Below are 23,899 nucleotides of genomic sequence, written 5' to 3' on the forward strand. Positions count from 1 at the left end.
GAAACATTGGCTTTTATTTCCTTTTGGGTTTCCGCTTTTCAAATTCAAAAGACACTTTGCCTGTATCGTCCATGACGATATAGGCATCAAATTTATTGCCCGACTTACTTTTCATGCCTTTGATAAGATTGGTCTTACCTTTGGTCACGAGGCTTTCTATATCGGCAATGCTCAAAGGCACTCCACACACGGTACGGAATTGAAGCCAACTGCACCCCTTATCAGGGCATTTTACAACCTTATTCCACATCAATAACTGATGGCTCTTGCATTTGGGGCAGGTCAGTTCGGGTTGCTTTTCTTTGGCAATGCTCATATCCAAAATCTCCCGTGTAATGGAAGTGGTATAGGCTTCCATATCCCTGTGAAAAGCATCTGCATCTGTCTCGTTGTTCTCGATTTTTTGCAACGCCAATTCCCATTCGGCTGTCATGGCTACATCGGCAATCTTTTTGTCCTTGACAGCCCCGTAAACCTGCAACCCCTTATCGGTAGGGATTAGCGATTTCTTTTCTCGCCGTATATAATCCCTTTTAAAAAGGGTTTCTATAATGGATGCTCTTGTGGCAGGTGTGCCGATACCGATGTCTTTTAGGGCTTTGCGTTCGTCCTCGTTGTCCACTTCCTTTCCGGCATTTTCCATTGCGGACAACAGACCTGCCTCGGTGTAAAGTACGGGCGGTTTGGTTTTCTTTTCCAGTACGGAAGCCTCTTTGATTTTCAGTTCATCACCGACCTTTAATTCCGGCAGTTCCTGTACAGGCTCGCTGTCGTCATCTGCAAATTTTTCTTTGATACCACGCCATCCGGCTTCGAGGATTTTGCACCCTTTCAATGTGAAATCACAGTGTAAAGCCTGCAATCCGATGTCGGTTATTTCTTTAGTACAGGCAGATGAAAGGGCTTCCAGTAAGCGGTGCGCAATCATATCATATATGACGTTTTCGTGTGCGGACAGTTCGGACGGGATTTTTTCGGTAATCAGCAGACCGTGGTGGTCTGTTACTTTTACATCGTTCACGATACGTTTATTGAAACGCCCCCATTTCACTTTCCCGACAGCCTTTTTGCACGAAGCCCTTGCCTCCAAATTCCTAATCAGTGCAGGGATTTCCGACCACATATCTTCGGGTATATATTTGCTCCCTGTACGTGGATAGGTGATAAACTTCTTTTCGTAAAGGCTTTGGGCAATGTTCAATGTTTCCTCGGCGGTATAGGATGCTCTTTTGTTGGCTTCTTTCTGCAATCCCGTAAGGTCGAATAGCAAAGGCGGTTGCTCCGTAACCGTTTTGCTCTCGACTGCCGTAACAGTAGCCGTTCCGGCACGTTGGATAGATTTCAGCGTATCGTCAGCAAGTTTTCTGTCATCCCATTTGGTCTTTGAAAGGCTCTTAAAGTCCACAAATTCTCTGCGGTGTTCCAACTGGATTTGGAAATATTTTTTGATGGCAAAATCCCTGTTTTCCAAATACCGCTTGCAGACAAGGGTAAGCGTTGGCGTTTGTACCCGTCCGAGCGAGTACACGCCACGACCTGCCGAAATGCTCAACGCCTGCGAGGCATTGATACCCACAAGCCAATCGGCTCTACTTCGCCCTTGTCCGGCTCTGTACAGCCCGTCAAAATCGCTTCCGGCTTTTAGGCTGTCAAAACCCTGTTTAATCGCTTTTTCTGTTAACGAGCTTATCCATAGACGTTCAAAGGGTTTACGGCATTTTAGGTATTCGTAGATGTACCTAAAGATGAGTTCGCCCTCACGTCCGGCATCGGTGGCCACGATAATACTATCGCATCTACCGATGACCTGTTCGATGGTTTTCAACTGTTTCAATGCTCCGCTATCGGGAACATAGCTTTTGTCCTTTTTTATCTTTCGTACCGTCAGTAAAAAAGGGTCGGGCAATATGGGCAGGGCTTCACGTTGGAAGCCCGACACCCGGTAATCTTCGGGCATCGCCAGTCCGACCAAATGCCCCAATGCCCACGTAACTTCATACCCGTTTCCCGTTAGGTAGCCATCCCGTTTTTCGGTCGCTCCCAATAAGGTAGCTATTTCCCTTGCCACACTTGGCTTTTCTGCAATGATTGCTTTCATAATGCTAATGGATTAAGTGTTGGACATTTCTCTTTGAGAAACCCCTCGTATTCTGTGAGAGGGGATTTCCAAAGAAAAATGTTTTTTGATGGTATTATCTTCTTACCCCTTTGGATTTAGCCGGAGCATTGGGGTTGTTCTGCCGTTGCTGTTGGGTTTTGTTTTTCGGCGTTTGTTGTTCCGGTTTCAATGGCTCTCTGATGTTCTTTGTCGCCTCGTTGGTCTTTCCCTCGGAATTTACGCCTACCTGTGTTTTGTGTGCTTCGGCAGGCTGTGCCTTATTTTTCAACGCATTGGGGTTTTTAAAGCTAAAATTATAGCCTCCCGTTTCTTTGTTCAATGTAACATACCCCTTATACGGATGTCCTTGCCCATCTTTGAAATCCGACACATAAATAGTTTTGCCATCCGTAAGTTGCTTGTACTGTTCATCGGAGAACGTTTTACCACGGTAATATTTCGGGTCTTGTTCCTGTGTTTGCTTGGGTGCTTTATCGCCAAAAAGAAACTCTGGGTATTTTTTATCGGCGTTGAACTGTATATAGGCATTTTTGTTCGTACTGTTTTTAAAATCCAACCCCTCCAAATAAATGGCTTTCCCATCTTTCAAATCCTGTTTTTGGTCATCGGTCAGCTTTACGCCCTTAATCTCATCGGGTACTTTTATCCTGTCCTGCCGGAATGCGATAACCTCATTCGTTAGATGGTCTATACTGATAATGGACGGTATTTTTTCTCCGGTTTTGCGGTTGGTCAATTCCACTACACGCCCCATGTTTCCGGTTTTCAGCAGGTTTTCCCTGTCCTCTTTGGTAAATTCGTGACCAAAGAAAGGGGTATGGAGGTTTGGCTCATGGCGGACACCATACATCATAAGTACAGGTTTCCCGTTTTCACCGTCTTGGAAACCGAGACGTGCCTCCGAGCGCATAATAACCGAACCGAAATTGAAACTTGTCGGATAGACTTTATTGGTTTTATAGCCTTTCAATAGCAAGTCCAACTGTCCGTCTTTTTCAAGTCGTTCTTTGTTTACCCCGAATTGCTCTAAATTTTTCCAGTCAACGTCTTCCGCTTTATAGCGATGATCGTTTTTTTCCTCTGCTTCCTGCATTTGGGGTGTTGCCTGTGGTACTTCCACATCCTTTTTGGTTTCCTGCTGTTTCTCTTTTGGCTCTTTGACCTCATGCTTTGCCATGACGGCTTCACCCTCTTTGGTCGGGGTATCGACCTGTTTCTGTATCTGTTTGGCAGTATCGACCGCTTCATTTGCAGGTACTTTAAAGAATGAAAAGTGGGTCGGGTCTTTTAGCTGTCGCCAAAAGTTGGAGAAGAAATTTGTAAACAGATCTCCGGCTCTGTCCACTCGCATAAATTGGTTTTGGTTTTTCTTGTTGGCATCTACGGTTTTCAGATTGCCGTTTTCGTCAACACCTGCGACGGCTTGGATGGTCTTTTTTTCCTTGTCCATCACCAATAGCACATCCGAAAGCTGTTCGGGATATTGCTGTGGATTTTCGTTTGCTTGTTCGCTCATGATATTGATTTTTTAAAGTTTACATTGTCCGAATGTAGGTGAAGCAGATACGGCATAGCCGTATTCGTCCTCACGTGGTAGGGTTTGTCATCGGTTTTCTTTTGTACGCCGTATAGGGGCTTTGAAACTCTCCCTGATGAACTGGTGTACATCCGATAGTTTGTAGTACAACTTTCCGCTGATGGTGTAATACGGTAGCTTCCCTGTGGAGCGGTAGCGTTGCAGGGAACGATGGCTGATTTTCAGCATGAGGAGCAGGTCTTGGTTGTCCAAAAGTTCCTCGCCGTCTATACTGTGGCGTTCTTTCTTGATGTTGAGGACGTATTCTTTCAAAATGTCGAAGCGTTCCATGATACGTTCCATCCAAGCGATAAATTCCATTCTGTCGATGTTCATAGCAATACTTTTTAATGATTTAACACTACAAAATTGGAGCGATTGGCGGAGGCTGTCATCCGATACGTATGTATCAAAAAAGCACTTTTTTCATTTTTTTACAAATTGTGTAAAGTGCTGTTTTTAGGGGATTTCAGCACTTTTGGTCAATCACTTGGTGTCCTATCCAACCCATTTGCCGATAGACACATATCGGCAAATGCACAAAAAAAGGACAGCACCGTTTGATGCTGTCCTTATACCGGAAAGATAAGATAACAATTACAGGCTTTCTTCCCTGTCCATATATTTCTCCAGACTGTATTTCAGTTGGTCTAAAAACAATGTCCGTGAGCCTGCACGGGTTTTCATTCTATGGAAGCTGTTGTGTATGTCATTCAGCGAAATGCGGAACAGGATTTGAAATACCATACTTATTTTGCGGATGCCTATTTTACCATGTGAAATGGCATCGCAGGCGTAGAGTGCATAAATCAATTCGATAAGGGCATTTTTTGTCTGTGTCCAAAAAAAATCTTTTGTTTCCTCGTGTTGGAGCAATACATCGGGATTTTGTTCGGGGTTTAGTTTAGTCGTCAGGTAATTATAGATTAATTCGTTGGCTATGATTTTCGCCACCTTATAATCAAAGTAGGTTGAAAATTTGGGGTCGATTTCAAATACAAAGCTGTTCAGCCCGTCATAATAATTGATGTTTCCCAACGTGAAATAATTTCCGTCACGGTCGGTTCTGCCGGAACGGAAGTACCTGTAAAATTCAGAATTGCAGACATGCTCGGTGTATTCCTGTTTTAAGTCACGCAGTTGCAAAGCGAAATAGTTTTGATACAGGTTTCCGTTACCCACGGGGCAAGCCGTTTCAATGCGGTACACCTTATTGTAATAGATAAGTTTTCCGAGGATGTTCGGCTTTACCTGTTTAAAAAATTGGATTTCCTCATCCTTACTGGAAAAGCCGTCTTTTATTACGTCATCTTTAACGGTACTTAACAACTCTTGGAGGTATACCGTCATCTTATATGCTTCGTCAATGAAACTGGATGTTTCGGCTGACAGCTTTCTCTCTTGCTTTTGGATTTCAGCCACAATGTTGTTCAAAGGATGTCTCATAGCTAAGATTTTTTAAAACTGAACACTATCACTATTTATGCACAAATATTGTCCTTAGCAATGAGTTTCTTTCATGATACAGGTCGAAGTCGGGAAAGATTTTTTTTGAAGACCACATTGAAATTTTCGGAGAAAAGCCATTGTCATCTTTTCAATTTGTTTACCTTTGTCGAAATTTGAAGCTGTTTAGGTTTAGGTTGATTAACCTTTTCCACGAATATATCAGATTGGTACGGACTGTCTTTAAGTTGATTTAATCGTCTTAAATCTTCCAAAAAAGAGTTCGAGTTCTGTACCAGCGGGTTCACTTAGAAAAGCTAATCGCAAGATTAGCTTTTTTTGTTTAAGGGGATTAGGATTTGAACGAAGGGCCGACCGGGTTCGATCCGTCGGAGGCTCAGGGATGTGCAGAAATCAAAAAAAAGCATCAAATATGCTAGATATATTACAAACTATTTACGCTTTAAATTGTCGTTACTACATAAAAGATAAATAATTAAAAGACCCATTATGAAAAGAATATTGCCTTTTACCCTGATATTAAGTACATTTCTACTTATGACGAGCTGCTCAGTCATAGAAAGCATCTTTAAAGCTGGTGTCTGGACCGGCATACTTATCGTCGTTGTTGTCGTAACCCTTATCATATGGCTAATTAGTAAGCTTTTTGGCGGAACCAAAGAATAAACAGGGATACATTATTTTTTCCAAAACGGAAATATCCCGCATGGATCGTAGCCAGTCTCCAGCCTTCCCTCTCCCGGCTGTACCAAATTCTTCAAATAAACCTTTTTTAGGGGATTACTATTGGTTTTTACAATCTCCATTTGAAAACCTTTTTTTTATCTTATCTTTATAATTTAATAATTCATCATCTGAATACAATTAGACCTGCTAAGTAGCATGCGTAAAAATAATTCGATCTCTATTCCATAGTGAATGGAACGGGAACGATTATAAGAAACGGAGAGGAAAGAGAACATGAAAAGAGTCACCTTAAAAGAGATTGGAAAGCAATTAAACCTGTCACCGGGAACTATTTCCAAAGCGCTTAATGATAGTCATGAAATCAGTGCGGAAACAAAAAAAATGATACTAGCTTACACCCAAAAGATTAACTATATACCCAATTTTTCCGCCAAAAGCCTAAAAACAGGACGTTCAAATACACTGGCCATTATCGTCCCTTTTATTTCCAGTTCGTTCTTCTTTGATTTTTACGAAGAAATCTCTCTTATTTTATCGCAAACAAATTATCAATTAATCCTACTACAAACCTTCAACGATGAGAAAAAAGAAAAGGAGGCGTTAGAACTCTGTGTGCAAAGTAATATCGACGGCATTATCATTTCCCCGGTAAAAAATGATTCCAGCCTATCGCTGTTAATCTACATCATGGACCAAATATGTCCGATTATTATATTTGATCGAATAAATCACCAACTTGACACCTTTAAAATTGGTATACAGAATAACAAAGTGATTTATCAAGCCACGGCGGAAATGATAAAAAATGGACGCAAAAACATTATGCTATTGCTCTGTAAAGATATCGGAGGAAATGCCACTAGAATTAAAGGCTACAAAGATGCCCTTTTTAACAGCTCGGTTCCTTACAACCAAGATAATATTGTTGAAATATCTTATTCAAGCCCTAAAGATGATATTGATGAGGAACTCGAACGTAAAATAAGCGCTTTATTAAACAGTCCATCTCCTCCAGACGCACTTTTATCTACTACTGACACTTTATCATTAAAGGTCTTACATATTTTAAATAAGCTTAAGGTGAAGATTCCTGAAAACATGAATTTAATCGGATTCAGTAATACACCCTTTGCGAATAGCCTGAACCCATCGTTGACAACGATTACTCAGCCCACACGCCTCATGGCTGATAAATCAGTGGAACTGTTACTTGAAATGCTGAAAAAGAGAAACAAAAAAAATTATTTTGAATTTGAGACTTATTTTTTGGACTGCCAAATAGAACACCGAAAATCAACCTCTGCTTTTTGACAAAATTTAACCTTATTACAATCATTTATAACCATAAAACATAAAAATGCCACGTCATTCCGATAACCACCCAGAACACAATTCAAGAAGGTCCTTCCTGAAAAAATCCAGTATTATTGCACTCGGGACATCACTACCAACCTCCACCCTATTAGCCTTTACGGATCAATCCAAAGATCAGGTTATTAAAGTAGGATTAATAGGTTGTGGCGGCAGGGGTACCGGCGCAGCCATTCAAGCTTTGCAGGCCGACCCAAACTGTCAAATTACTGCAATGGCCGATGTTTTTCAGGATCGCATGGATGAATCTTACGCCGCTTTAATGGAGGTTCGCCCGAAACAAGTAAAAATAGACAAAGGAAGCAAATTTTTGGGATTCGACGCATATGAAAAAGTCATCAATAGCGATGTGGATGTCGTATTGTTAACCTCACCCCCGGCATTTAGACCGCTTCATTTAAAAGCTGCCGTTCAAGCAAAAAAACATATCTTCTGTGAAAAACCGATGGCGGTCGATATCCCCGGATTACACAGCGTCCAGCAATCGGTAAAAAAAGCTAAGGAATTAAACTTATCACTTGTATCTGGTTTTTGTTTTCGCTACGATCTACCAAACCGGGCGACATTCACCAAAGTACTGGAAGGGGCAATAGGCGAGGTAAAATCAGTCAGCACATTTCGTTATGGCGGCGAAGCAACTTATATCGAACCTCGCCCAGAATGGAATAAAATGACGCAGCAAATGAGGAATTGGTTTTATTACAACTGGCTTTCAGGCGATTTTATTGTGGAACAGGCGGTACATAGTCTAGACATGATGTCTTGGGCAATGGGTGATGTTATGCCCATCTCCGCAATGGGTACAGGTGGCCGACAAGTCCGCATAGATCCAAAGTATGGAAATATCTATGATCATTTTGCAATTGAATTTAAATATGCAAATGGCGCAATCGGAACGCACTTCTGTCGACAACAAGCCGGAACCACGCCAAGAAACTCGGTAAGCATGCTCGGAACTGAGGGACTCGCTGAGGTTGTGATCGGCGGAAAGCATACCATATCCGGGAAAGTAGACTGGAACTACACTGGTACAAAAAACAACATGTACCAAACACAACATGATGAGTTGTTTGCATCAATACGACGCAACAAACCAATCAACGATGGCGAGTGGATGAGCAACAGTACCCTCTTGGCGATCTGGGCAAGGATGGCCGGTTATACAGGACAAAATTTGACATTTGACCAGGTAATGAATTCAAAAGAAAATCTTGGCCCTGAATTAGCTTCCTATAATTGGGAACTCAATGTTGATGGTCCGCCAATTGCCATACCGGGGAAGACGAAATTTAGTTAAGCAATAAAACCTGATGAAAAGACTCATTTATACGATTTTCAGCATCTTATTGCTTAACAATAGCAAGCTCATAGCGCAAACCAAAACCTTATTCGATTTTGGCCAGGAAATCCAATGGGAAGATTGGATATCGAATAAGAAAAACTCGAAAACAATACATTGGATCAATGTCAATACGGATCCGGACACTTGGCTTATCAAAAAAGATTTGCTCATTTGCAAAGGAAAACCAATCGGTGTTGTACGATCCACAAAGCAGTACGAAAACTTTATGATCGAGGTTGAATGGAACCACCAGTATGCAGGCGGTAATTCAGGAATTTTCGTCTGGTCAGACGCCAAGCCCGACCCTTCGGGTAGACTTCCCGGAGGCGTCGAAGTACAAATGCTCGAATTAGACTGGGTAAATCAAAACCTTATGGATGGAAAACAGGCACCGATCGCCTATGTACACGGCGAGCTTTTTGGCGTAGGCGGCGTCACTACAGTTCCGGACAATCCCAGAGGCACACGCAGCAAGTCCATTGAAAATAGAGCTAAGGGAAAAGGCGAATGGAACAAATACACCATTGTATGTATTGACGGCACGGTTAAATTAGCGGTCAATGGAAAATTCGTCAATGGCCTGCGAAATTCAACTGTAAAAAAAGGCTACCTCTGCCTTGAATCTGAGGGATCAGAGATTCACTTCCGTAATTTCAAACTCATCGAACTGCCCCCCGGTGTCACAAGTGATCAACAAGTTGCAGCAAGCATCACCCCATAATCGTTAATAAAAAAGGTCAACACTCCCTCAATCGGAATGTTGACCTTTTCTACTAGATACCTACAACAAAATTAGAAAATCTTGCTATTTGATCAGACCCCTTAGCGCATGCACGGGCAAATCTATTTTCGTGTCATTTGATAGATTTCCCCGCAATGTGTTCCACTGCAAGCTATCCAACCGAACAGAAGACCCCCCTTCCGTTGTGATATCCAACACATCAACTTTGGATTTATCCCCCTTTCTATTGAAATAGATCTCCGAATTCTTAGCAAGAATATGAGCCGTCTTGTAATCAACACGCGGCAATCCCAGCATCGTATTCGTCGCCTCAACGAATAAATGATTGACAGGCGCCGTATTTTTGTCATCGCGGTACCCAAAATCGTCTATATGCGAATTTGTCAAAATCAAATTAAGCGTATTTATAGCAGTTTCTCCACTTAATGAAAAACTTTCAATGCTATCACCGACAATGGTAATTTTATCCAGCTTCGCCGAGAATTCATTCACACCAGCATTTTGCAATTTTAATAGGCTCAGATCCGGCGCAAAAACATAAACTGATTTGTAATATCTATCACCGCCTTCCAAAAAATCCAGAGTAAGGAAACCGTCTCCATCCACCTTTGACTTTACAAAATCAGCCTGGCTCTTATTGATCTTTACCAGAAACTTATCGCTTTTTACCAGGTACAGATTTATCCCTCTCGCATCCGAACCGAGTAGCTGAAGCTTGTCAAATTTCCCCAATGGGAAGGATCGAAAATAAACATCCTTTGCATCTGCACTTGACACTTCTTTGTCCATCTCCGCATGATAAACATTTGTATCTACCCGATTGGTCCGGACAATATAAGAGGCGACCAATGTTGGAACGACAAAAAGGATTATTGCGAGCCCTATCAATAATTTAGTACTTAATTTCATGATTCATTTTGATTAAAATTCTGTTCAACAAACTGTCTGTAACGTTGTTCCAATTCACTTAGACCAATTTCCAATAAATAGATATTCCGAAAGAAAGGTGGAAGATCCTCTTCCAAAAAAATGGTCTTCCGGTAGGATTTAACGTTCTTGACAGAATCTTCGGTCAGGAAGAAACCAATCCCGCGTTTATTCGCGATGATCTCCTTCTGCTGCAATAGATCGTATGTCCGCATAACTGTATTGGGGTTGACCTCCAGCTGAACCGCCAATTCCCGTACGGATGGCACCTTGTCCTTCGTTTTCCAGGTCTCCATTAAAATATGATCACATACATATTCTGCAATTTGTAGATAAATCGCTTTGTTGGCATTAAATTCCATATTAAATCTCCTTCTCTTTTAGCCTTAAAAAGGCAAGCCCCCAGAATATCACCGTGAGCACGATTCCTGCAACCGTGATTAAACCAAAAATGTGATAGACATCTGACCAATAATTATCATCCATACGCTGCACGGTGTTCTCCGTCTGCGTTTTCATCAGGTACACAAAGCAAGACATCCAGATCACACAGTAAAGAACAAGTGAGATTGCCGTTTTGATATATTGATAATTCTTAAAGACAATACCGCCCAGTAAAAATATCGCGCTCAATAAGAATGGTAAAAAACATAAATAATAAATTCCCCTGGGATAATCCACATTAAAATAATATTGCCAAAAATCCACGGTGACCTGCTCACCAAGCGAATTCATCTCGGTTCTTACAGCTGGACCAAAACCGCGTAAATAAGAGACAAAGGTCAAGTCGATCAGGTAATAGATCAATAAGTAAGAACTGATGCTAACGATCAACGTATAGAAAATCCCCACCAGAAATTTCTCCAGTCGGGAGGCCGGTATCATCAATTCAAAAATTGCTTTTGTCTTGCTTCCGAGATCGGCAAAATAGCTGCTCGAGATTACGGTCGCGAAAAACATCCCTAAAACACAAAACAACGGTGATCTAAAGTTCAACACCGAATAAACATGGGCAGATTCATTTTTTATATCATTATAATTTGCACCGATATTGAAAGCATAAAAACAAAATATAATACCTGCTATCACCCCTACCGACATCAGATAAATTCGTCCAAAACTGATCCATTGCCTGCGGATCAGCGCAAAAAAACGAGTTGTATTAAATAGGTTTGACATATTCATCGACTTTAATAAGATTTGTGATTTTTTCCTTCTGCAACAATACGGCATTGAACAGCAACTCTAGATCTAGTTTGGAATCCTCCCCGAGTGTATTTGGAAGTATCGCATTGAAACCTCCAAGTGCCTCTTCCGCATGGAGCACATCAAAAGACAGTTCTTTCATCTTTTTGAAACAGAGCTTATCGGTAATCACGTTAACAGGTGCATTCAACGCAACCTTATGCTCATCAAGCAAAATGACCGCATCAATCAAATTATCCAGATCACGCACCTGATGGGTAGAGATGATTACACAACGGTCGTCTGTAATAGCCGAAGCCATAATTTTACGAAATTGTGCTTTAGAAGGAATGTCCAGACCATTTGTAGGTTCGTCCATGATAATGATTTTCGTATTGGAAGCCAAACCGAAGGAAATAATGTATTTCTTCTTCTGGCCATAACTCATCTCCGCCAACTTTTGTTCTACCGGAATTTCAAACTCATTGATCAGGCGATAAAAATATTCCCGGTCAAAATTTGGATAAAAACCAACATTGGCTTTTAAAAATTGTTCCGACTTTACCGCTGGCAAATAGAACTCCTCAGGAATAAAACTGATCTCCCGCAACAGCGAAGGTTCCCGTCGATTTGGGTTATACCCCAGCACCTCGACATGCCCCGAAACGGGAAATACCAATCCGGCCATATTCTTAAGCAAAGTAGATTTGCCCGCCCCATTCTTTCCAAGTAATCCGTAAATATGACCCTGCTTCAATGTGAGATCCATATGGAGAAAGAGTGGCCTGGATTTACTATAACTGAAATTTAGATTTTGGATAGTAATCATACTACTGTATTATTAAATTAATACACTAATATAGATACTAATTTCCCAAGTTTCCAAAAATTATTAAAAAAAAAATAACGCTCTCAAAGTTTAAGGGGATCGATGGCGTACTTCCTATAAAACCCAAATTCACGAAGAAAAAAGAAAACAAATACTTTATATAAAAGTATCTAAAATCATGAATATAAACAAATTAAATATAAATATTACGAAATTCATAATGAAAAAACAAGGATAAATACACTTGATTCGGCTTCCAAGCTAAAGTATACTCAATCGAAAAACGCTCATATTAGCCCCGTAGAAAGCGTTCGTATTTTTCCCAGCAAAAGCCCGGTCATGTTATAAAAATAGCTTAAAACGCTTAAAAAGCACATAAAACAGCTCCAAACACCTTAACCTTGTCCCTTTGATTCCAATTGGAGATATTCATCGGTAATCTTTAGTCGAACAGTTCAATTTTCAAACACAAAAAAACGCGTTATCAGCTCAAAAACAGCATTAACCTTAAGTTAACAAGAAGATAATTTAAAATTTAACAAACTAAATATCAATACAATAAAAAGATTATATAAACATAAAAATCAGCATATATTTAACACGCATACTCCCCTATTTCTTCGATCAATATTAACGCCTGGCATCCGGATTATTCCTCAGATCGGTCTATTTATCCCGGTTAAATTCATACTATTGATGTGATTTTTTTTCATTTTATACGCATCTTTGTCATGTGATGACTTCGATTTACCCTTTCATTTTAGCACTGCATTCCACCTGGCGATGGATTGTTTTGATTATTTTTATAAGCAGTTTACTACGTTTTGCTTATCAAAAAAAGAACAGACGTCGCTTCACCCCTACTGATAATTTCCTGAAAAATACGGTTATTTTCACATTTTATACACAGGCATTATTAGGTATCATACTCTACATATTAAGTCCGATCACACAGTATTTCCTGACTCATTTTAACACAGCCGTACACTTACGACAGATTCGTTTTTTTGGAATGGAGCATAGCAGCATGATGATTCTCGCTGGCATATTTCTACTCATCGGTAGTCTAAAAAGCAAAAACGCCGATACGGATGATCGACGTTTTAAAATACTTTTAATCTGGTTTGGCCTTGCTTTACTGATTGCCCTTAGTTCTATTCCCTGGGAATTCTCCCCATTGACCAGCAGACCGAGCTTCCGTTCGTTTTGATTAGCTATTCTTCCAATGCCCTTTTCTTTTATCGCGCATTGCCGCCATCCCTTCCTGGAAATCGGCCGTTTTGCGAAGCTTGGCGAGCTCATCCAGCAGAAAAGCGTAGTTATCCGCCTGTGGATTTTTTTTCAATTGACGAAGCGCCTCAAAACCCCTAGAAATAGCCAAAGGTGCATTCGCTACAATAGCATCTCTCAATGCTTCCAATTCAGCTTCCCCCGGTTCCAAAATTGCGTACAGCAACTGCTTTTCCAGGGCTTCCGCGGCGGAGAAAGATTCCCCACGGATACAAAGATCCATTGCTCTCCTTTCGGGCATGTATTCCAGCAGCAAAGCCAGCACCTGAAACGGAAAAAGCCCAATCTTCACCTCGGGCAGTGCAAACCGCACATCTGGCGTAGCAAACAAATACGTACAGGAAAGTGCTATCAAAAATCCGCCCGCAATAACATCACCCCGAACAACACAAATAGAGGGCTTATTTAGCTGTGCAAACAACTCGGCCAGCGACTTTTCTACTTTTGGAATACCGGGATTTCCGATATCAACCGTCGGGTCTTCGAAAGCCTTTAAGTCCATCCCTGCACAAAATACCGGTCCCTCAGCCTCGATCTGTATCAAACGAACCTCTGGATCACTATTAGCGATTTCCAGGGCGTAGGCAATCTCACTGACCATTGTTGGACTAAAGGCATTCCTTTTCTCTGATCGGGCAAGGATCAATATAAATACATGCTGTTCGCGACGTACCTTTATGAAATTTAATTTTTCCATGATTTATCTACAAGATCATTTGTCTGAAACTGTCTTCTAAGCCTGCTCTTTCGGTCAGGCTACCACGACCGAAAAGATCCAGTAAAATTTCAGAAGGAATATTTCCAACCAGGTCGTCCTTGGCAAAAGGGCAGCCACCATATCCTAATAGGGCCCCTTCAAACTTCCGGCAACCGGCATCATAGGCTGCACGAACCTTTACAAGACTATCTTCCCGTTTTGCGTGAAAATGTGCACCAATGGCTAACTGCGGATATCGTGTCCGAACAAGACCGTAGAGATCGGTAATCTGTACAGCATTCGCCTCAGAAGTTGTATCCGCCAAAGAGAATTCTGTGACACCTAGCTGCATGAGCTTATCAATCCATTCCTCAACCAGTACCGCAGACCAAGGATCGTTATATGGATTGCCAAACGCCATACTGATGTAGACGACCAGAACCTTGCCATTGGCATCAGCCAATGCCTTCATTTCCTTCAGTTGCTGATAAGATTCTTCTAGACCTCTATTCGTGTTCCGCAACTGAAAGGTTTCTGATATCGAAAATGGGTAACCTATCAAATCTATTTTTTCTTCCTGAACGGCATCCTGAACACCCCTCAGGTTAGCGACTATTGCCAATAACTTTACACGATCATCTTTTATAACACCGGCCAGCACTTCTTTAGTGTCAGCCAACTGCGGAACTGCCTTCGAAGAAACAAAGGAGCCAAAATCAATCACATCAAACAGACCGCTCTCAATCAACCTATTGATATGTTTAATTTTCTTATCCGTTGCAATAAAATCATGCAGTCCCTGAATGGCATCTCGCGGACAATCGACCAATACAACCTGATCTTTCATACGGTATAATTAAATATCTTTTTCAATTTCCCGGGCAATCACCATCTTTTGAATGCTGGAAGTCCCCTCTCCTATCGTACACAGTTTGGCATCGCGAAAGAACTTCTCTGCGGGATAATCTTTCGTAAACCCATACCCTCCAAAAATCTGCACAGATTCATTGGAAACGCTTACTGCCGCCTCCGAAGCATATAATTTGGCCATTGCACCGATTTTAGACACTCGCTCGCCATGATCTTTGAGATAACCAGCCTGGCGGGTCAATAGCTCACTGGCCTCCACTTGGGTAGCCATGTCTGCCAAGGCAAATGAAACGGCCTGAAAATCGTAAATCTTCTTTCCAAACTGCTCTCTTTCATGTGCATATTTTAGCGCACATTCATAGGCTCCCCGGGCAATACCCAAAGAAAGCGCCGCAATAGAGATCCTACCACCGTCTAAAAGTTTCAATGCCTGTACAAAACCTTGCCCCTCCTCACCAATCAGCTGATCGCGGTGTATTCTACAGTTGTCAAAAAACAGACATGCCGTTTCTGAAGCACGCATGCCTAATTTATTCTCTTTTTTCCCTGCAGTAAAGCCAGGAGTGTCTTTTTCAACGATAAATGCAGACATTCCCTTTTTATCGCCCTTTTCCCCCGTGCGTGCAATCACAACAGCAACACTCGAGCTAATGGCATGCGTAATAAAATTCTTTGAACCATTCAACACATAATAATCCCCATCCCGCTCAGCAAAGGTGGTCATACCGCCGGCATCCGAACCCGAACCTGTTTCTGTAAGTCCCCAGGCCCCGATCCATTCTGCTGTAGCCAGCTTTGGAAGATAACGTCGCTTCTGGTCTTCACTGGCAAAGCTCAAAATATGGTTGGTACATAAGGAGTTATGTGCCGCAACCGAAAGTCCGATCGATCCACAAACTTTGGAGATTTCATCCAGCACGGTGATATACTCCTGATAACCCAGACCCGACCCCCCGTATTCCTCAGGCACAATAACGCCCATGAAACCGTGTTCACCTAATTTTTTAAAAACTTCTATTGGAAATATTTGGGCTTCGTCCCATTCCATCACATAAGGTTTGATATGATGCTGTGCAAAATCTCGTGCACTTTGTCTGATCATATCCATTTGTTGTTTATTTTCAATAAACATAAGCATGAATATTAAATTTACAATCGGTAATACAATTCAAATATATCAAAATATTTAGGAATAAAATTGCAAACATTTTAAAATTTTATTTTAAATTTATCTAAAAATAAGAAATTCTTAATTATATCGCTTTTTAAACCAGAATTATAAACTATGAAGGAGCTGCTCGCATTACTTCACCAAAAAAGAGAAAATCTAAAGCTCGGTGGGGGCATCGATAAAATTAAAAAACTAAAAGAAAAAGGTAAACTGTCAGCTTGGGAAAGAATAACTTACTTACTGGATCCAGACCGTGAATACCTTGAGATCGGGATGTTTGCGGGAGAAGGTATGTATGTTGAGCATGGCGGCTGTACCAATGCAGGCTGTGCCGCCGTGATAGGTTACGTTAAATCCAAACTTTGTGTTATCGTCTCAAACGATGCGACTGTAAAAGCTGGAGCTTGGTTTCCCATCTCCGCCAAGAAAAATCTTCGCGCACAGGAAATCGCCATGGAAAATAATCTTCCGATTATCTATCTCGTGGATTCCGCAGGTGTCTTCCTTCCAATGCAAGATGAAATTTTTCCCGATAAAGAACACTTTGGCCGTATATTCCGCAACAATGCACGCATGTCAGCCATGGGTATCCCGCAGATTGCCGCGATTATGGGCAGCTGTGTAGCTGGTGGCGCTTATTTACCCATCATGTCGGACTACGCTTTCATTGTCGAAGGCACAGGATCAGTCTTCTTAGCCGGCCCTTATCTGGTTAAATCGGCTATCGGTGAGACCGTAGATGCAGAAACACTGGGCGGAGCTTCAACACATTCTGAAATATCGGGTGTTACAGACAATAAGTTCCCCGACGACCAGAGTTGCCTTACGGCCATTAAAAATGTTATCGATAAAATCGGTGGTCATGCAAAAGCAAACTTCAATCGGAAGGAAAGCCATCCGCCAAAAACAGATCCTGAAAAAATAATAGAAATTCTTCCGGAGGACCGCACCAAACCCTATCGGATGCAAGATATTCTCGAAGCAATTGTTGATGCGGATACACTGGAAGAGTATAAACCCGATTATGGTAAAACGATTGTCTGTGCGCTTGCACGTGTAGATGGCTGGGCAGTAGGTATTGTCGCCAACCAACGGGAGATTATCAAAGCTAAGAAACCCGGTAATGCGATGGAAATGCAGATGGGCGGTGTTATTTATAGTGACTCAGCAGACAAAGCTGCACGCTTTATTATGAACTGTAACCAGCAAAATATACCGCTTGTTTTCTTTCAGGATGTCACCGGATTTATGGTCGGCAGCCGATCCGAGCAAGGCGGAATTATTAAAGATGGCGCTAAAATGGTCAACGCGATGGCAAATTCCGTCGTCCCTAAATTTACTTTCATCGTAGGTAATAGCTACGGTGCCGGAAATTACGCCATGTGCGGGAAGGCCTATGACCCACGCTTGATCTACGCCTGGCCAACGGCCCAAATGGCCGTCATGAGTGGGGCTGCCGCTGGTAAAACATTATTTCAAATTCAGGAATCAGCATTAAAAGCCAAAGGGAAAGAATTCAATGAAGAAGAAAAAAACAGCCTTCTCAAGTCTATTGAAGATCGATATAATGAACAATTAAGCCCCTATTATGCCGCTGCCAGACTTTGGGTGGACGGCATTATCGCACCTCAGGAAACCCGAAAGGTAATCAGCATGGGCATAGAAGCCGCTAATGAAAAACCTATAGTCGAGCGGTACAATGTTGGTGTAATTCAGGTTTAGGAATATTCGACAAATTGGTTCCCCAAAAGGTCTATTCCAACAATAAATAACCCTCCTCGATCACGCATCGTGGAGGGTTTTGTATAAAAGAGAACCATACATCTTTTATTTATGACAACTTATTCCATGTTTTGCTAATTATTTCAAATCCATTCACGGACTCAGGATTGCGCATGACATCTTTTGAGACTGCCCGCTCGGTAGGAATACCTGAGAAAATCTTTTTTATTGGCAGTTCCAGCTTTTTCCCGCTCCAGGTATAGGGGACTTCAGTAACCTGAAAAATTTGGTCGGGTACATGCCGGGGGCTATATTCCCTTCGAAGAGATTTCTTGATTTTATCCTTCAGTTCATCCGTTAAGGTCCCGCTTTTTAGTTGAACAAAAAGTAACATATCCGAAGAGCCATTGTCGTGATCAACACAAATGACCAAGCTATCCTGCACTTCATCTGTTGCATTCAATACATTATAGATCTCAGCAGTCCCGATGCGTACACCACCGCGATTAAGGGTAGCATCAGAACGACCGTACATGATTATCCCGTCATTCTTCGTAATCTGAATCCAGTCACCATGGCTCCAGATACCGGCATACTTATCGAAGTAACTATCGTAATATTTTTGATTGTCCGCATCATTCCAGAAGTAAATCGGCATACAGGGCATTGGTTCCAAAATAACCAGTTCCCCCACTTCTTCGTAAACAGCCATCCCACCTGTATTAAAAGCTTCTATTTTGGAGCCTAAGGTACGGCACTGTATTTCGCCCGCATGCACATCAAGCAATGTGCATCCTGAAAGAAAAGCACTACAGACATCTGTGCCACCACTTAACGAAATAATCTGGGTTTCTGGAAATTGCTGATGAATCCATTCAAAAATAGCCGGTGGTAATGGAGAACCGGTCGATCCAATTGTTTTCGGCATATACGCCAATGCTTTTAAATCTTGATCTTGGCAAGAAATTAAATAAGCGGCGCCGACGCCAAAATGATCAACCCCTGTATCTTTTGCAAACCTCCACAGGCTCAATTTATCCGGAAAGTGGGTTGCCCCGTCATATATACACAAGGTATTGCCCATTAATAGGGCCGAAAGTGCGTAATTCCACATCATCCAGCCTGTTGTCGAATACCACATAAACCGCTCTCCCTCCTGCACATTCTGATGCAATCCCAAGGCTTTCATATGCTCTAACAGCATCCCTCCGACGCCATGTGTGATCGCTTTGGGTTTCCCTGTCGTTCCCGAAGAATACAAGATCCATACGGGATCTTCAAAGGCTACGGCTGTAAACTGAAGTCCATCTTGGGGGATGGCAGAATTGATTATCACTTGCCAGTTTTTATCATTGATAAAAACACAGGCCTTCAGAGAGGGTAAATGTTCCGCAAGCTTTCGTATACTTTCTTCTTTCTCAAAGATCCGTCCATTATAAGTGTATTCCGCATTAGCAAAAAGTACCTTTGGTTCGATTTGCTCAAAACGATCTTGAATACTTGCCTCACCAAAGTCAGGGGAACAACAGGACCAGATTGCTCCGATTGAATTCGTAGCCAAAAACAAAGCTATGGCTTCCACTCCATTAACCAGTACACCTACCACGCGATCCCCTTTTGAGACCCCTTGATTTTTTAAATACACTTGCAATCTGAGCACCATTACCCGCAACTCTTCCCAGGAGACCTCACGTGGAGAATCTTGTTCCGACTGAAAAACAAGAGCGGGCCGGGTATCGGTGGCACGGCGAAATACATGCTCCGCGTAATTTAATGTCGCTCCACTGAACCATTTCGTTCCGATAAAACTATCTCTGTCCGTAGGACGGGTTAATATATGCGTAAAATTTGAATGAAATTGTATGTTAAAATAAGTTGCAAGACTCTCCCAAAAGTCAGCAATATGCCCGGTTGACCATACCCAAAGCTCGTGATAAGACGCAAAGGATAATTGATATCGCTGTTCGACATACTGTTTGAATCTATTGATCTCCGATTGAGATTGCTGCTCTTCTGTCGGGCTCCAGAGTAATTTTCCCATAATAGTTGGATATAAAAAACGGTTATAGCCAAACTTAGCTAAATTTGCTTTGAAATGCAATTTTTATTGGGACTCAAACAGAACAAATAGATTACATCAATTACTTTATTGAAATATTATTTTGAAATACGCACAGTTCATCAAATAAACGAGGTAAATACCCCCTTTTAAAGCACCTCGATCTCGGTTCCGTCCACCATCGGGTGACCAGTACACAGCAAGATACGTCCATTCTCCATTTCCCGGTCTGTTAGCACTTCGTTGTAATCCATTCTTACTTTTCCTTTTGAACATTGAGCGATACAGGTACTGCACATACCAGACTTGCAGGAATAAGGCAGTTTAATTTTATGTTCAAGTCCTACATCCAAAATAGACTTATTGTAGGGAATCTCCAGGTGATAGGTCTCACCTTGAAAATCTAATTTGATCTGATAGGAGGTCGTATCGATCACCCTCTCAGACTCATCGTCATCATCTTCTTCATTTTCGGGCAATAAGAACGTTTCTCTTTTGATCTGATTAGCATCAAAGCCCATTCCCAAAAGTGTGAAACGACATAAATCCATATAAATCACTGGCCCACAGGTAAAGCATAATGCGTCCTCTTTTGGGCCCACAAGATGATCCTTGACAATGGAAAGAATATAATCCCTGTTCAGACGGGCTTTCATCAGATATTTACTATTGGAATAAATCCAAACAATAGTGAGGCGGTCCGGAAATTGTCGGGCCCATTCCTCCAATTCCTCCCGAAAGGGCGCTTGATCAGCAGATCGATTACTGTATACCAAGACGACCTTAGACTTCTCTTCAACAAGAAGCGCCGTTTTAAGAATCGAATACAAAGGCGTTATACCAATACCGGCAGCAAATAGAAATAAAGTCCTTACTTTATATTGTTCGGGTTCATACGTAAATAATCCCTGTGGCTCCATGGCCTGAACGATATCCCCTTCGGCAACAGTATGATGAAGCAACCTCGAAATTTCGCCATTTTCCACACGTTTTACAGTGATGCTTAGCGGCTCGTTATAATCTGGGGAACTATTAAAAGAGTAAGAACGACGCACCTCCCGATCACCAAATAAGAAGGAAAGCGTAATAAATTGACCAGCTTTATAAGGAGGATAGTCGCCATCGGGAGATTCCAGCTGAAAAGTAATATTATTATTGGGCTGAGGAATTATCTTTGCTATTCGTAATGCGTACATAAGCCAAATATACTGTCGAATTTTGGCTTACACAAATGAAAAAACCGGATTCGAAAGCTACTTTTTAAGATGCGCTATATAACAATTTTGTTGTATTACAATTGACAGACAATTCTCGTACAATATTTGTAGAATTTCACGTTATATTTATATCAAAACTAATCATAATAAGATTATATGCAAACACGCAGAAACTTCCTTCAAAATGCAGCAAAAGCCACATTGGGTATTGCTGTATCTGGATCAATATTACAAGATATTGCTTCCGCGAAAGCAACTGAATTAAATGCCGCTACTTTAAAGTTTTCCCAAGTCAAGTTACCTTTCAGTTATGCCGCATTGGAGCCCAATATTGATGCCCTGACGATGGAAATCCATTATACAAAGCATCATATGGCCTATATCAATGCCGTCAACGAGGCCATTGTTGCCGAATCCATCAAAGAAACTTCAGAAGAACAGCTTTTAGCTAATATATCGAAATATTCCGCGAAAGCCAGAAATAATGCGGGTGGTGCCTGGAATCACAATTTCTTTTGGGAAAGCTTGTCCGACAAAGCAAGCCAGCCTTCGGAAAAACTGTTGACCATGATCAACAAGACCTTCGGTTCAATCGACAAATTCAAAGAGCAATTTGCCACAGCAGCAACCACGCGTTTTGGTTCGGGATGGGCATGGTTGATCCTCGACGATTCAGGAAACCTGAAAATAACGTCTACGCCAAATCAGGACAATCCATTAATGGATGTTGCGGACGTAAAAGGTATCCCAGTTTTGGGTCTCGACGTTTGGGAGCATGCTTATTACCTGCATTATCAAAACAAAAGAGCGGACTATATCAAAAACTGGTGGAACGTCGTCAACTGGAAAAAAGTAAATGAGCGAATAGCATAACATAAAAAAAGCTCGATCTAACGATCGAGCTTTTTTTATGTTATAATCCGTCACCAAGACCTACTATCCCAGTATCGCTTTCAGTTTGTTTACCTGAAAATCGATCAGCTTTTGAAGCGGAGCCGTAGCGATCATTTTCATCATCATATTTAAATCGGCATCAATTACAAAAGTCGCTTTTGTCACCGTATCTGATACAGCCTGCAGTTCCCAGCGTAAGGTAACCTCAAATGGTGCTTTTTCAGAAGGAATGAGCTTAACCAATTGATTGACTACTCGTTCTTCAACTTTTAACGCCAATTTTGCCATATTTTGAATGGTAAATCGAGCTTCGTCTGCTGTAGAAGACCAATTATAAATATTTTCAGGCATTAACTGTTCATGATTATTGAGATCAGTTAGAAAAGCAAATACTTCGCCGACATTCCTGTTGATTTCTGTAGTATTCTGAATAGTAGTCATAACGGTAAATTATTGATCTTTATTGAAAGTTTTCACCCCATCCCGCAGGGTTCAATCGCCACTTTTTCAAAATTTCAACATCCTCTTCCAATACATAGCTATTTTCAGCGGCCACTTGAATCAGTGCATCGTAGTTACATAGGCTGAAATAAGGACATTTCGCATCTGTAAAATTATCAGTCGCTTGTTGCAGTCCATAAGTAAATATGGAAACTAATCCAACAACATTACAACCTGCTTCACGCAATGCTTTAACAGCGATCAGGCTACTTTTACCTGTTGAAATTAAATCTTCAACCACAACGACACGTTGACCACTAACGACTTCGCCTTCAATCATATTTTGACGGCCATGATCTTTCGCTGAGCTTCTAACATAAGAAAATGGTAGGCCTAAATCCTGCGCTACCAACACTCCTTGCGGAATACCTGCTGTAGCAACTCCAGAAATCATATCTACTGATCCAAACTCTTCTTGAATAAGCTTAGAAAGCTTCTGACGAATATACGTACGTATTGCTGGATGAGATAAAGTGATACGGTTATCACAGTAAATTGGAGACTTCCAACCCGACGCCCAAGTAAAAGGACTTTTAGGTTGCAATTTTATTGCTTTAATTTGCAATAAGGATTCAGCAACTTTTTGTTCAACCTCATTTAAATTATTCATGGCGCAAATTTATAAAATTTATATGAACGAAACCGTGCTAATTTTAGCAGATTTTGTTCCTTCGAAAATCGAAAACACGCAAACAATTAGTATTCAAGACATTGAACTTCAAAAACTTTTCAAACAATCTGAAATTGATAAAGTTCCAAAGACCTATCTCTACGTCAACAGGGATTTCGAAACCGTATTTCAAAATTTAAAAAGCAAACTTAAAATCATCAAAGCAGCTGGCGGACTGGTCAAAAATGGTGATGGAGATTACCTGTTTATTTACCGCTTGGGCAAATGGGATCTCCCCAAAGGCAAGGTTGAAGATAATGAAAAAATGAAAGAAGCTGCTGTAAGGGAAGTGGAAGAAGAATGTGGTATTAAAATAAATTATTTAGGCAAGAAGATCGCCACATCTTATCATACCTACTATTTACGTAACGGAGAGTTCGTATTAAAGGCAACCAATTGGTATGAAATGGGCGTTAATAAAGTTCCGAAATTGATCCCTCAAACAGCCGAAGATATTACGAAAGCAGAATGGCGTCATGTGGACCAATTTGATGAAGTGCGGTCCAATACCTATCCTATTATAGAAAACCTCATCAAAAAGCTTAAATAGGCTGTCTTTTGAG

General features: G+C 41.4%; 23 protein-coding genes. 8 read left to right on the forward strand and 15 right to left on the reverse strand.

The window, feature by feature from the left end; all coding sequences use genetic code 11:
• Window positions 1–13: 13 nt before the first annotated feature.
• The 4 genes from HMAT_RS10380 to HMAT_RS10400 all read right to left on the reverse strand — a co-directional run bounded on the left by HMAT_RS10380 (window position 14) and on the right by HMAT_RS10400 (window position 5,141).
• Window positions 14–2,098: a type IA DNA topoisomerase gene (locus HMAT_RS10380; RefSeq protein ID WP_104382634.1), complete on the reverse strand. Its 2,085-nt coding sequence runs from the start codon at window positions 2,096–2,098 to the stop codon at window positions 14–16.
• A gap of 94 nt (window positions 2,099–2,192) precedes the next feature.
• The gene (locus HMAT_RS10385) at window positions 2,193–3,635 is read right to left on the reverse strand and encodes a DUF3945 domain-containing protein (RefSeq protein ID WP_104382635.1); all 1,443 of its coding nucleotides are present in this window, start codon (window positions 3,633–3,635) and stop codon (window positions 2,193–2,195) included.
• Window positions 3,636–3,722: 87 nt separating this feature from the next.
• Entirely contained in the window at window positions 3,723–4,031 is a 309-nt protein-coding gene (locus HMAT_RS10390; protein ID WP_013632691.1) for a helix-turn-helix domain-containing protein, read from the reverse strand.
• A gap of 261 nt (window positions 4,032–4,292) precedes the next feature.
• The gene (locus tag HMAT_RS10400; protein WP_104382637.1) at window positions 4,293–5,141 is read right to left on the reverse strand and encodes an RteC domain-containing protein; all 849 of its coding nucleotides are present in this window, start codon (window positions 5,139–5,141) and stop codon (window positions 4,293–4,295) included.
• A gap of 510 nt (window positions 5,142–5,651) precedes the next feature.
• Between HMAT_RS10400 and HMAT_RS27245 the strand changes: the two genes are divergently transcribed.
• The 4 genes from HMAT_RS27245 (at window position 5,652) to HMAT_RS10415 (ending at window position 9,283) form a co-directional block, all read left to right on the forward strand.
• The gene (locus HMAT_RS27245; RefSeq protein WP_199768589.1) at window positions 5,652–5,828 is read left to right on the forward strand and encodes a hypothetical protein; all 177 of its coding nucleotides are present in this window, start codon (window positions 5,652–5,654) and stop codon (window positions 5,826–5,828) included.
• Window positions 5,829–6,122: 294 nt separating this feature from the next.
• Entirely contained in the window at window positions 6,123–7,160 is a 1,038-nt protein-coding gene (locus HMAT_RS10405) for a LacI family DNA-binding transcriptional regulator (RefSeq protein WP_104382638.1), read from the forward strand.
• A 46-nt stretch (window positions 7,161–7,206) separates the two neighbouring features.
• Window positions 7,207–8,517 (forward strand): Gfo/Idh/MocA family protein, encoded by a 1,311-nt coding sequence (locus tag HMAT_RS10410; protein WP_104382639.1) that lies wholly within the window; start codon window positions 7,207–7,209, stop codon window positions 8,515–8,517.
• Between the two features lie 13 nt (window positions 8,518–8,530).
• Complete coding sequence (locus HMAT_RS10415) at window positions 8,531–9,283, forward strand: DUF1080 domain-containing protein (RefSeq protein ID WP_104382640.1); 753 nt, start codon at window positions 8,531–8,533, stop codon at window positions 9,281–9,283.
• 84 nt (window positions 9,284–9,367) lie between these two features.
• On the opposite strand, the gene HMAT_RS10420 is transcribed toward HMAT_RS10415, so the two are convergent.
• Genes HMAT_RS10420 through HMAT_RS10435 form a run of 4 tightly spaced genes read right to left on the reverse strand, consistent with a single transcriptional unit; the run spans window position 9,368 to window position 12,245 of the window.
• A complete protein-coding gene (locus HMAT_RS10420) occupies window positions 9,368–10,213 on the reverse strand; it encodes a hypothetical protein (RefSeq protein WP_104382641.1) in 846 nt (281 codons plus the stop codon).
• Window positions 10,210–10,593, reverse strand: coding sequence for a GntR family transcriptional regulator (locus HMAT_RS10425; protein ID WP_104382642.1), 384 nt, complete (start codon window positions 10,591–10,593; stop codon window positions 10,210–10,212). Before HMAT_RS10425 ends, HMAT_RS10420 begins: the two co-directional genes overlap by 4 nt.
• Before the next feature lies 1 nt (window position 10,594).
• The gene (locus HMAT_RS10430; protein ID WP_158655767.1) at window positions 10,595–11,410 is read right to left on the reverse strand and encodes a hypothetical protein; all 816 of its coding nucleotides are present in this window, start codon (window positions 11,408–11,410) and stop codon (window positions 10,595–10,597) included.
• A complete protein-coding gene (locus HMAT_RS10435) occupies window positions 11,394–12,245 on the reverse strand; it encodes an ATP-binding cassette domain-containing protein (RefSeq protein ID WP_104382644.1) in 852 nt (283 codons plus the stop codon). The genes HMAT_RS10430 and HMAT_RS10435 overlap by 17 nt, the downstream gene beginning before the upstream one ends.
• Window positions 12,246–12,981: 736 nt before the next feature.
• On the opposite strand from HMAT_RS10435, the gene HMAT_RS10440 reads away from it, so the two are divergent.
• Window positions 12,982–13,455: a hypothetical protein gene (locus HMAT_RS10440; protein ID WP_104382645.1), complete on the forward strand. Its 474-nt coding sequence runs from the start codon at window positions 12,982–12,984 to the stop codon at window positions 13,453–13,455.
• Here the strand turns inward: HMAT_RS10440 and HMAT_RS10445 are convergent, their stop codons facing one another.
• From HMAT_RS10445 to HMAT_RS10455, 3 genes are read right to left on the reverse strand one after another with little or no spacing between them, the layout of a single operon-like run.
• Window positions 13,456–14,232 (reverse strand): enoyl-CoA hydratase/isomerase family protein, encoded by a 777-nt coding sequence (locus HMAT_RS10445; protein WP_104382646.1) that lies wholly within the window; start codon window positions 14,230–14,232, stop codon window positions 13,456–13,458. It abuts the gene before it with no gap.
• Window positions 14,233–14,239: 7 nt separating this feature from the next.
• The gene (locus tag HMAT_RS10450; protein ID WP_104382647.1) at window positions 14,240–15,079 is read right to left on the reverse strand and encodes a hydroxymethylglutaryl-CoA lyase; all 840 of its coding nucleotides are present in this window, start codon (window positions 15,077–15,079) and stop codon (window positions 14,240–14,242) included.
• Window positions 15,080–15,088: 9 nt separating this feature from the next.
• Window positions 15,089–16,234, reverse strand: coding sequence for an acyl-CoA dehydrogenase family protein (locus HMAT_RS10455; protein WP_104382648.1), 1,146 nt, complete (start codon window positions 16,232–16,234; stop codon window positions 15,089–15,091).
• A 153-nt stretch (window positions 16,235–16,387) separates the two neighbouring features.
• Between HMAT_RS10455 and HMAT_RS10460 the strand changes: the two genes are divergently transcribed.
• On the forward strand, window positions 16,388–17,995 hold the full coding sequence (locus tag HMAT_RS10460) for an acyl-CoA carboxylase subunit beta (RefSeq protein WP_104382649.1): 1,608 nt from the start codon (window positions 16,388–16,390) through the stop codon (window positions 17,993–17,995).
• 109 nt (window positions 17,996–18,104) lie between these two features.
• Here HMAT_RS10460 and HMAT_RS10465 read toward each other — a convergent pair whose 3' ends face one another.
• Window positions 18,105–20,036, reverse strand: a complete 1,932-nt coding sequence (locus tag HMAT_RS10465; RefSeq protein WP_104383382.1) for an acetoacetate--CoA ligase — start codon at window positions 20,034–20,036, stop codon at window positions 18,105–18,107.
• A gap of 167 nt (window positions 20,037–20,203) precedes the next feature.
• The gene (locus HMAT_RS10470; protein WP_104382650.1) at window positions 20,204–21,250 is read right to left on the reverse strand and encodes a ferredoxin--NADP reductase; all 1,047 of its coding nucleotides are present in this window, start codon (window positions 21,248–21,250) and stop codon (window positions 20,204–20,206) included.
• A gap of 177 nt (window positions 21,251–21,427) precedes the next feature.
• Here HMAT_RS10470 and HMAT_RS10475 point away from each other — a divergent pair, with 177 nt between their 5' ends.
• Entirely contained in the window at window positions 21,428–22,144 is a 717-nt protein-coding gene (locus tag HMAT_RS10475; RefSeq protein ID WP_104382651.1) for a superoxide dismutase, read from the forward strand.
• 63 nt (window positions 22,145–22,207) lie between these two features.
• Here HMAT_RS10475 and HMAT_RS10480 read toward each other — a convergent pair whose 3' ends face one another.
• Window positions 22,208–22,606 carry an SRPBCC family protein gene (locus HMAT_RS10480; RefSeq protein WP_104382652.1) on the reverse strand — a complete coding sequence of 133 codons (399 nt, stop codon included), beginning with the start codon at window positions 22,604–22,606 and terminating at the stop codon, window positions 22,208–22,210.
• Window positions 22,607–22,625: 19 nt separating this feature from the next.
• Complete coding sequence (gene pyrE, locus HMAT_RS10485) at window positions 22,626–23,276, reverse strand: orotate phosphoribosyltransferase (RefSeq protein ID WP_104382653.1); 651 nt, start codon at window positions 23,274–23,276, stop codon at window positions 22,626–22,628.
• A 22-nt stretch (window positions 23,277–23,298) separates the two neighbouring features.
• Between pyrE and HMAT_RS10490 the strand changes: the two genes are divergently transcribed.
• Window positions 23,299–23,886, forward strand: coding sequence for an NUDIX domain-containing protein (locus HMAT_RS10490; protein WP_233789184.1), 588 nt, complete (start codon window positions 23,299–23,301; stop codon window positions 23,884–23,886).
• Window positions 23,887–23,899: the final 13 nt, after the last annotated feature.

The sequence above is a fragment of the Sphingobacterium sp. HMA12 genome (genome assembly GCF_002933815.1).
Taxonomy (GTDB): domain Bacteria; phylum Bacteroidota; class Bacteroidia; order Sphingobacteriales; family Sphingobacteriaceae; genus Sphingobacterium.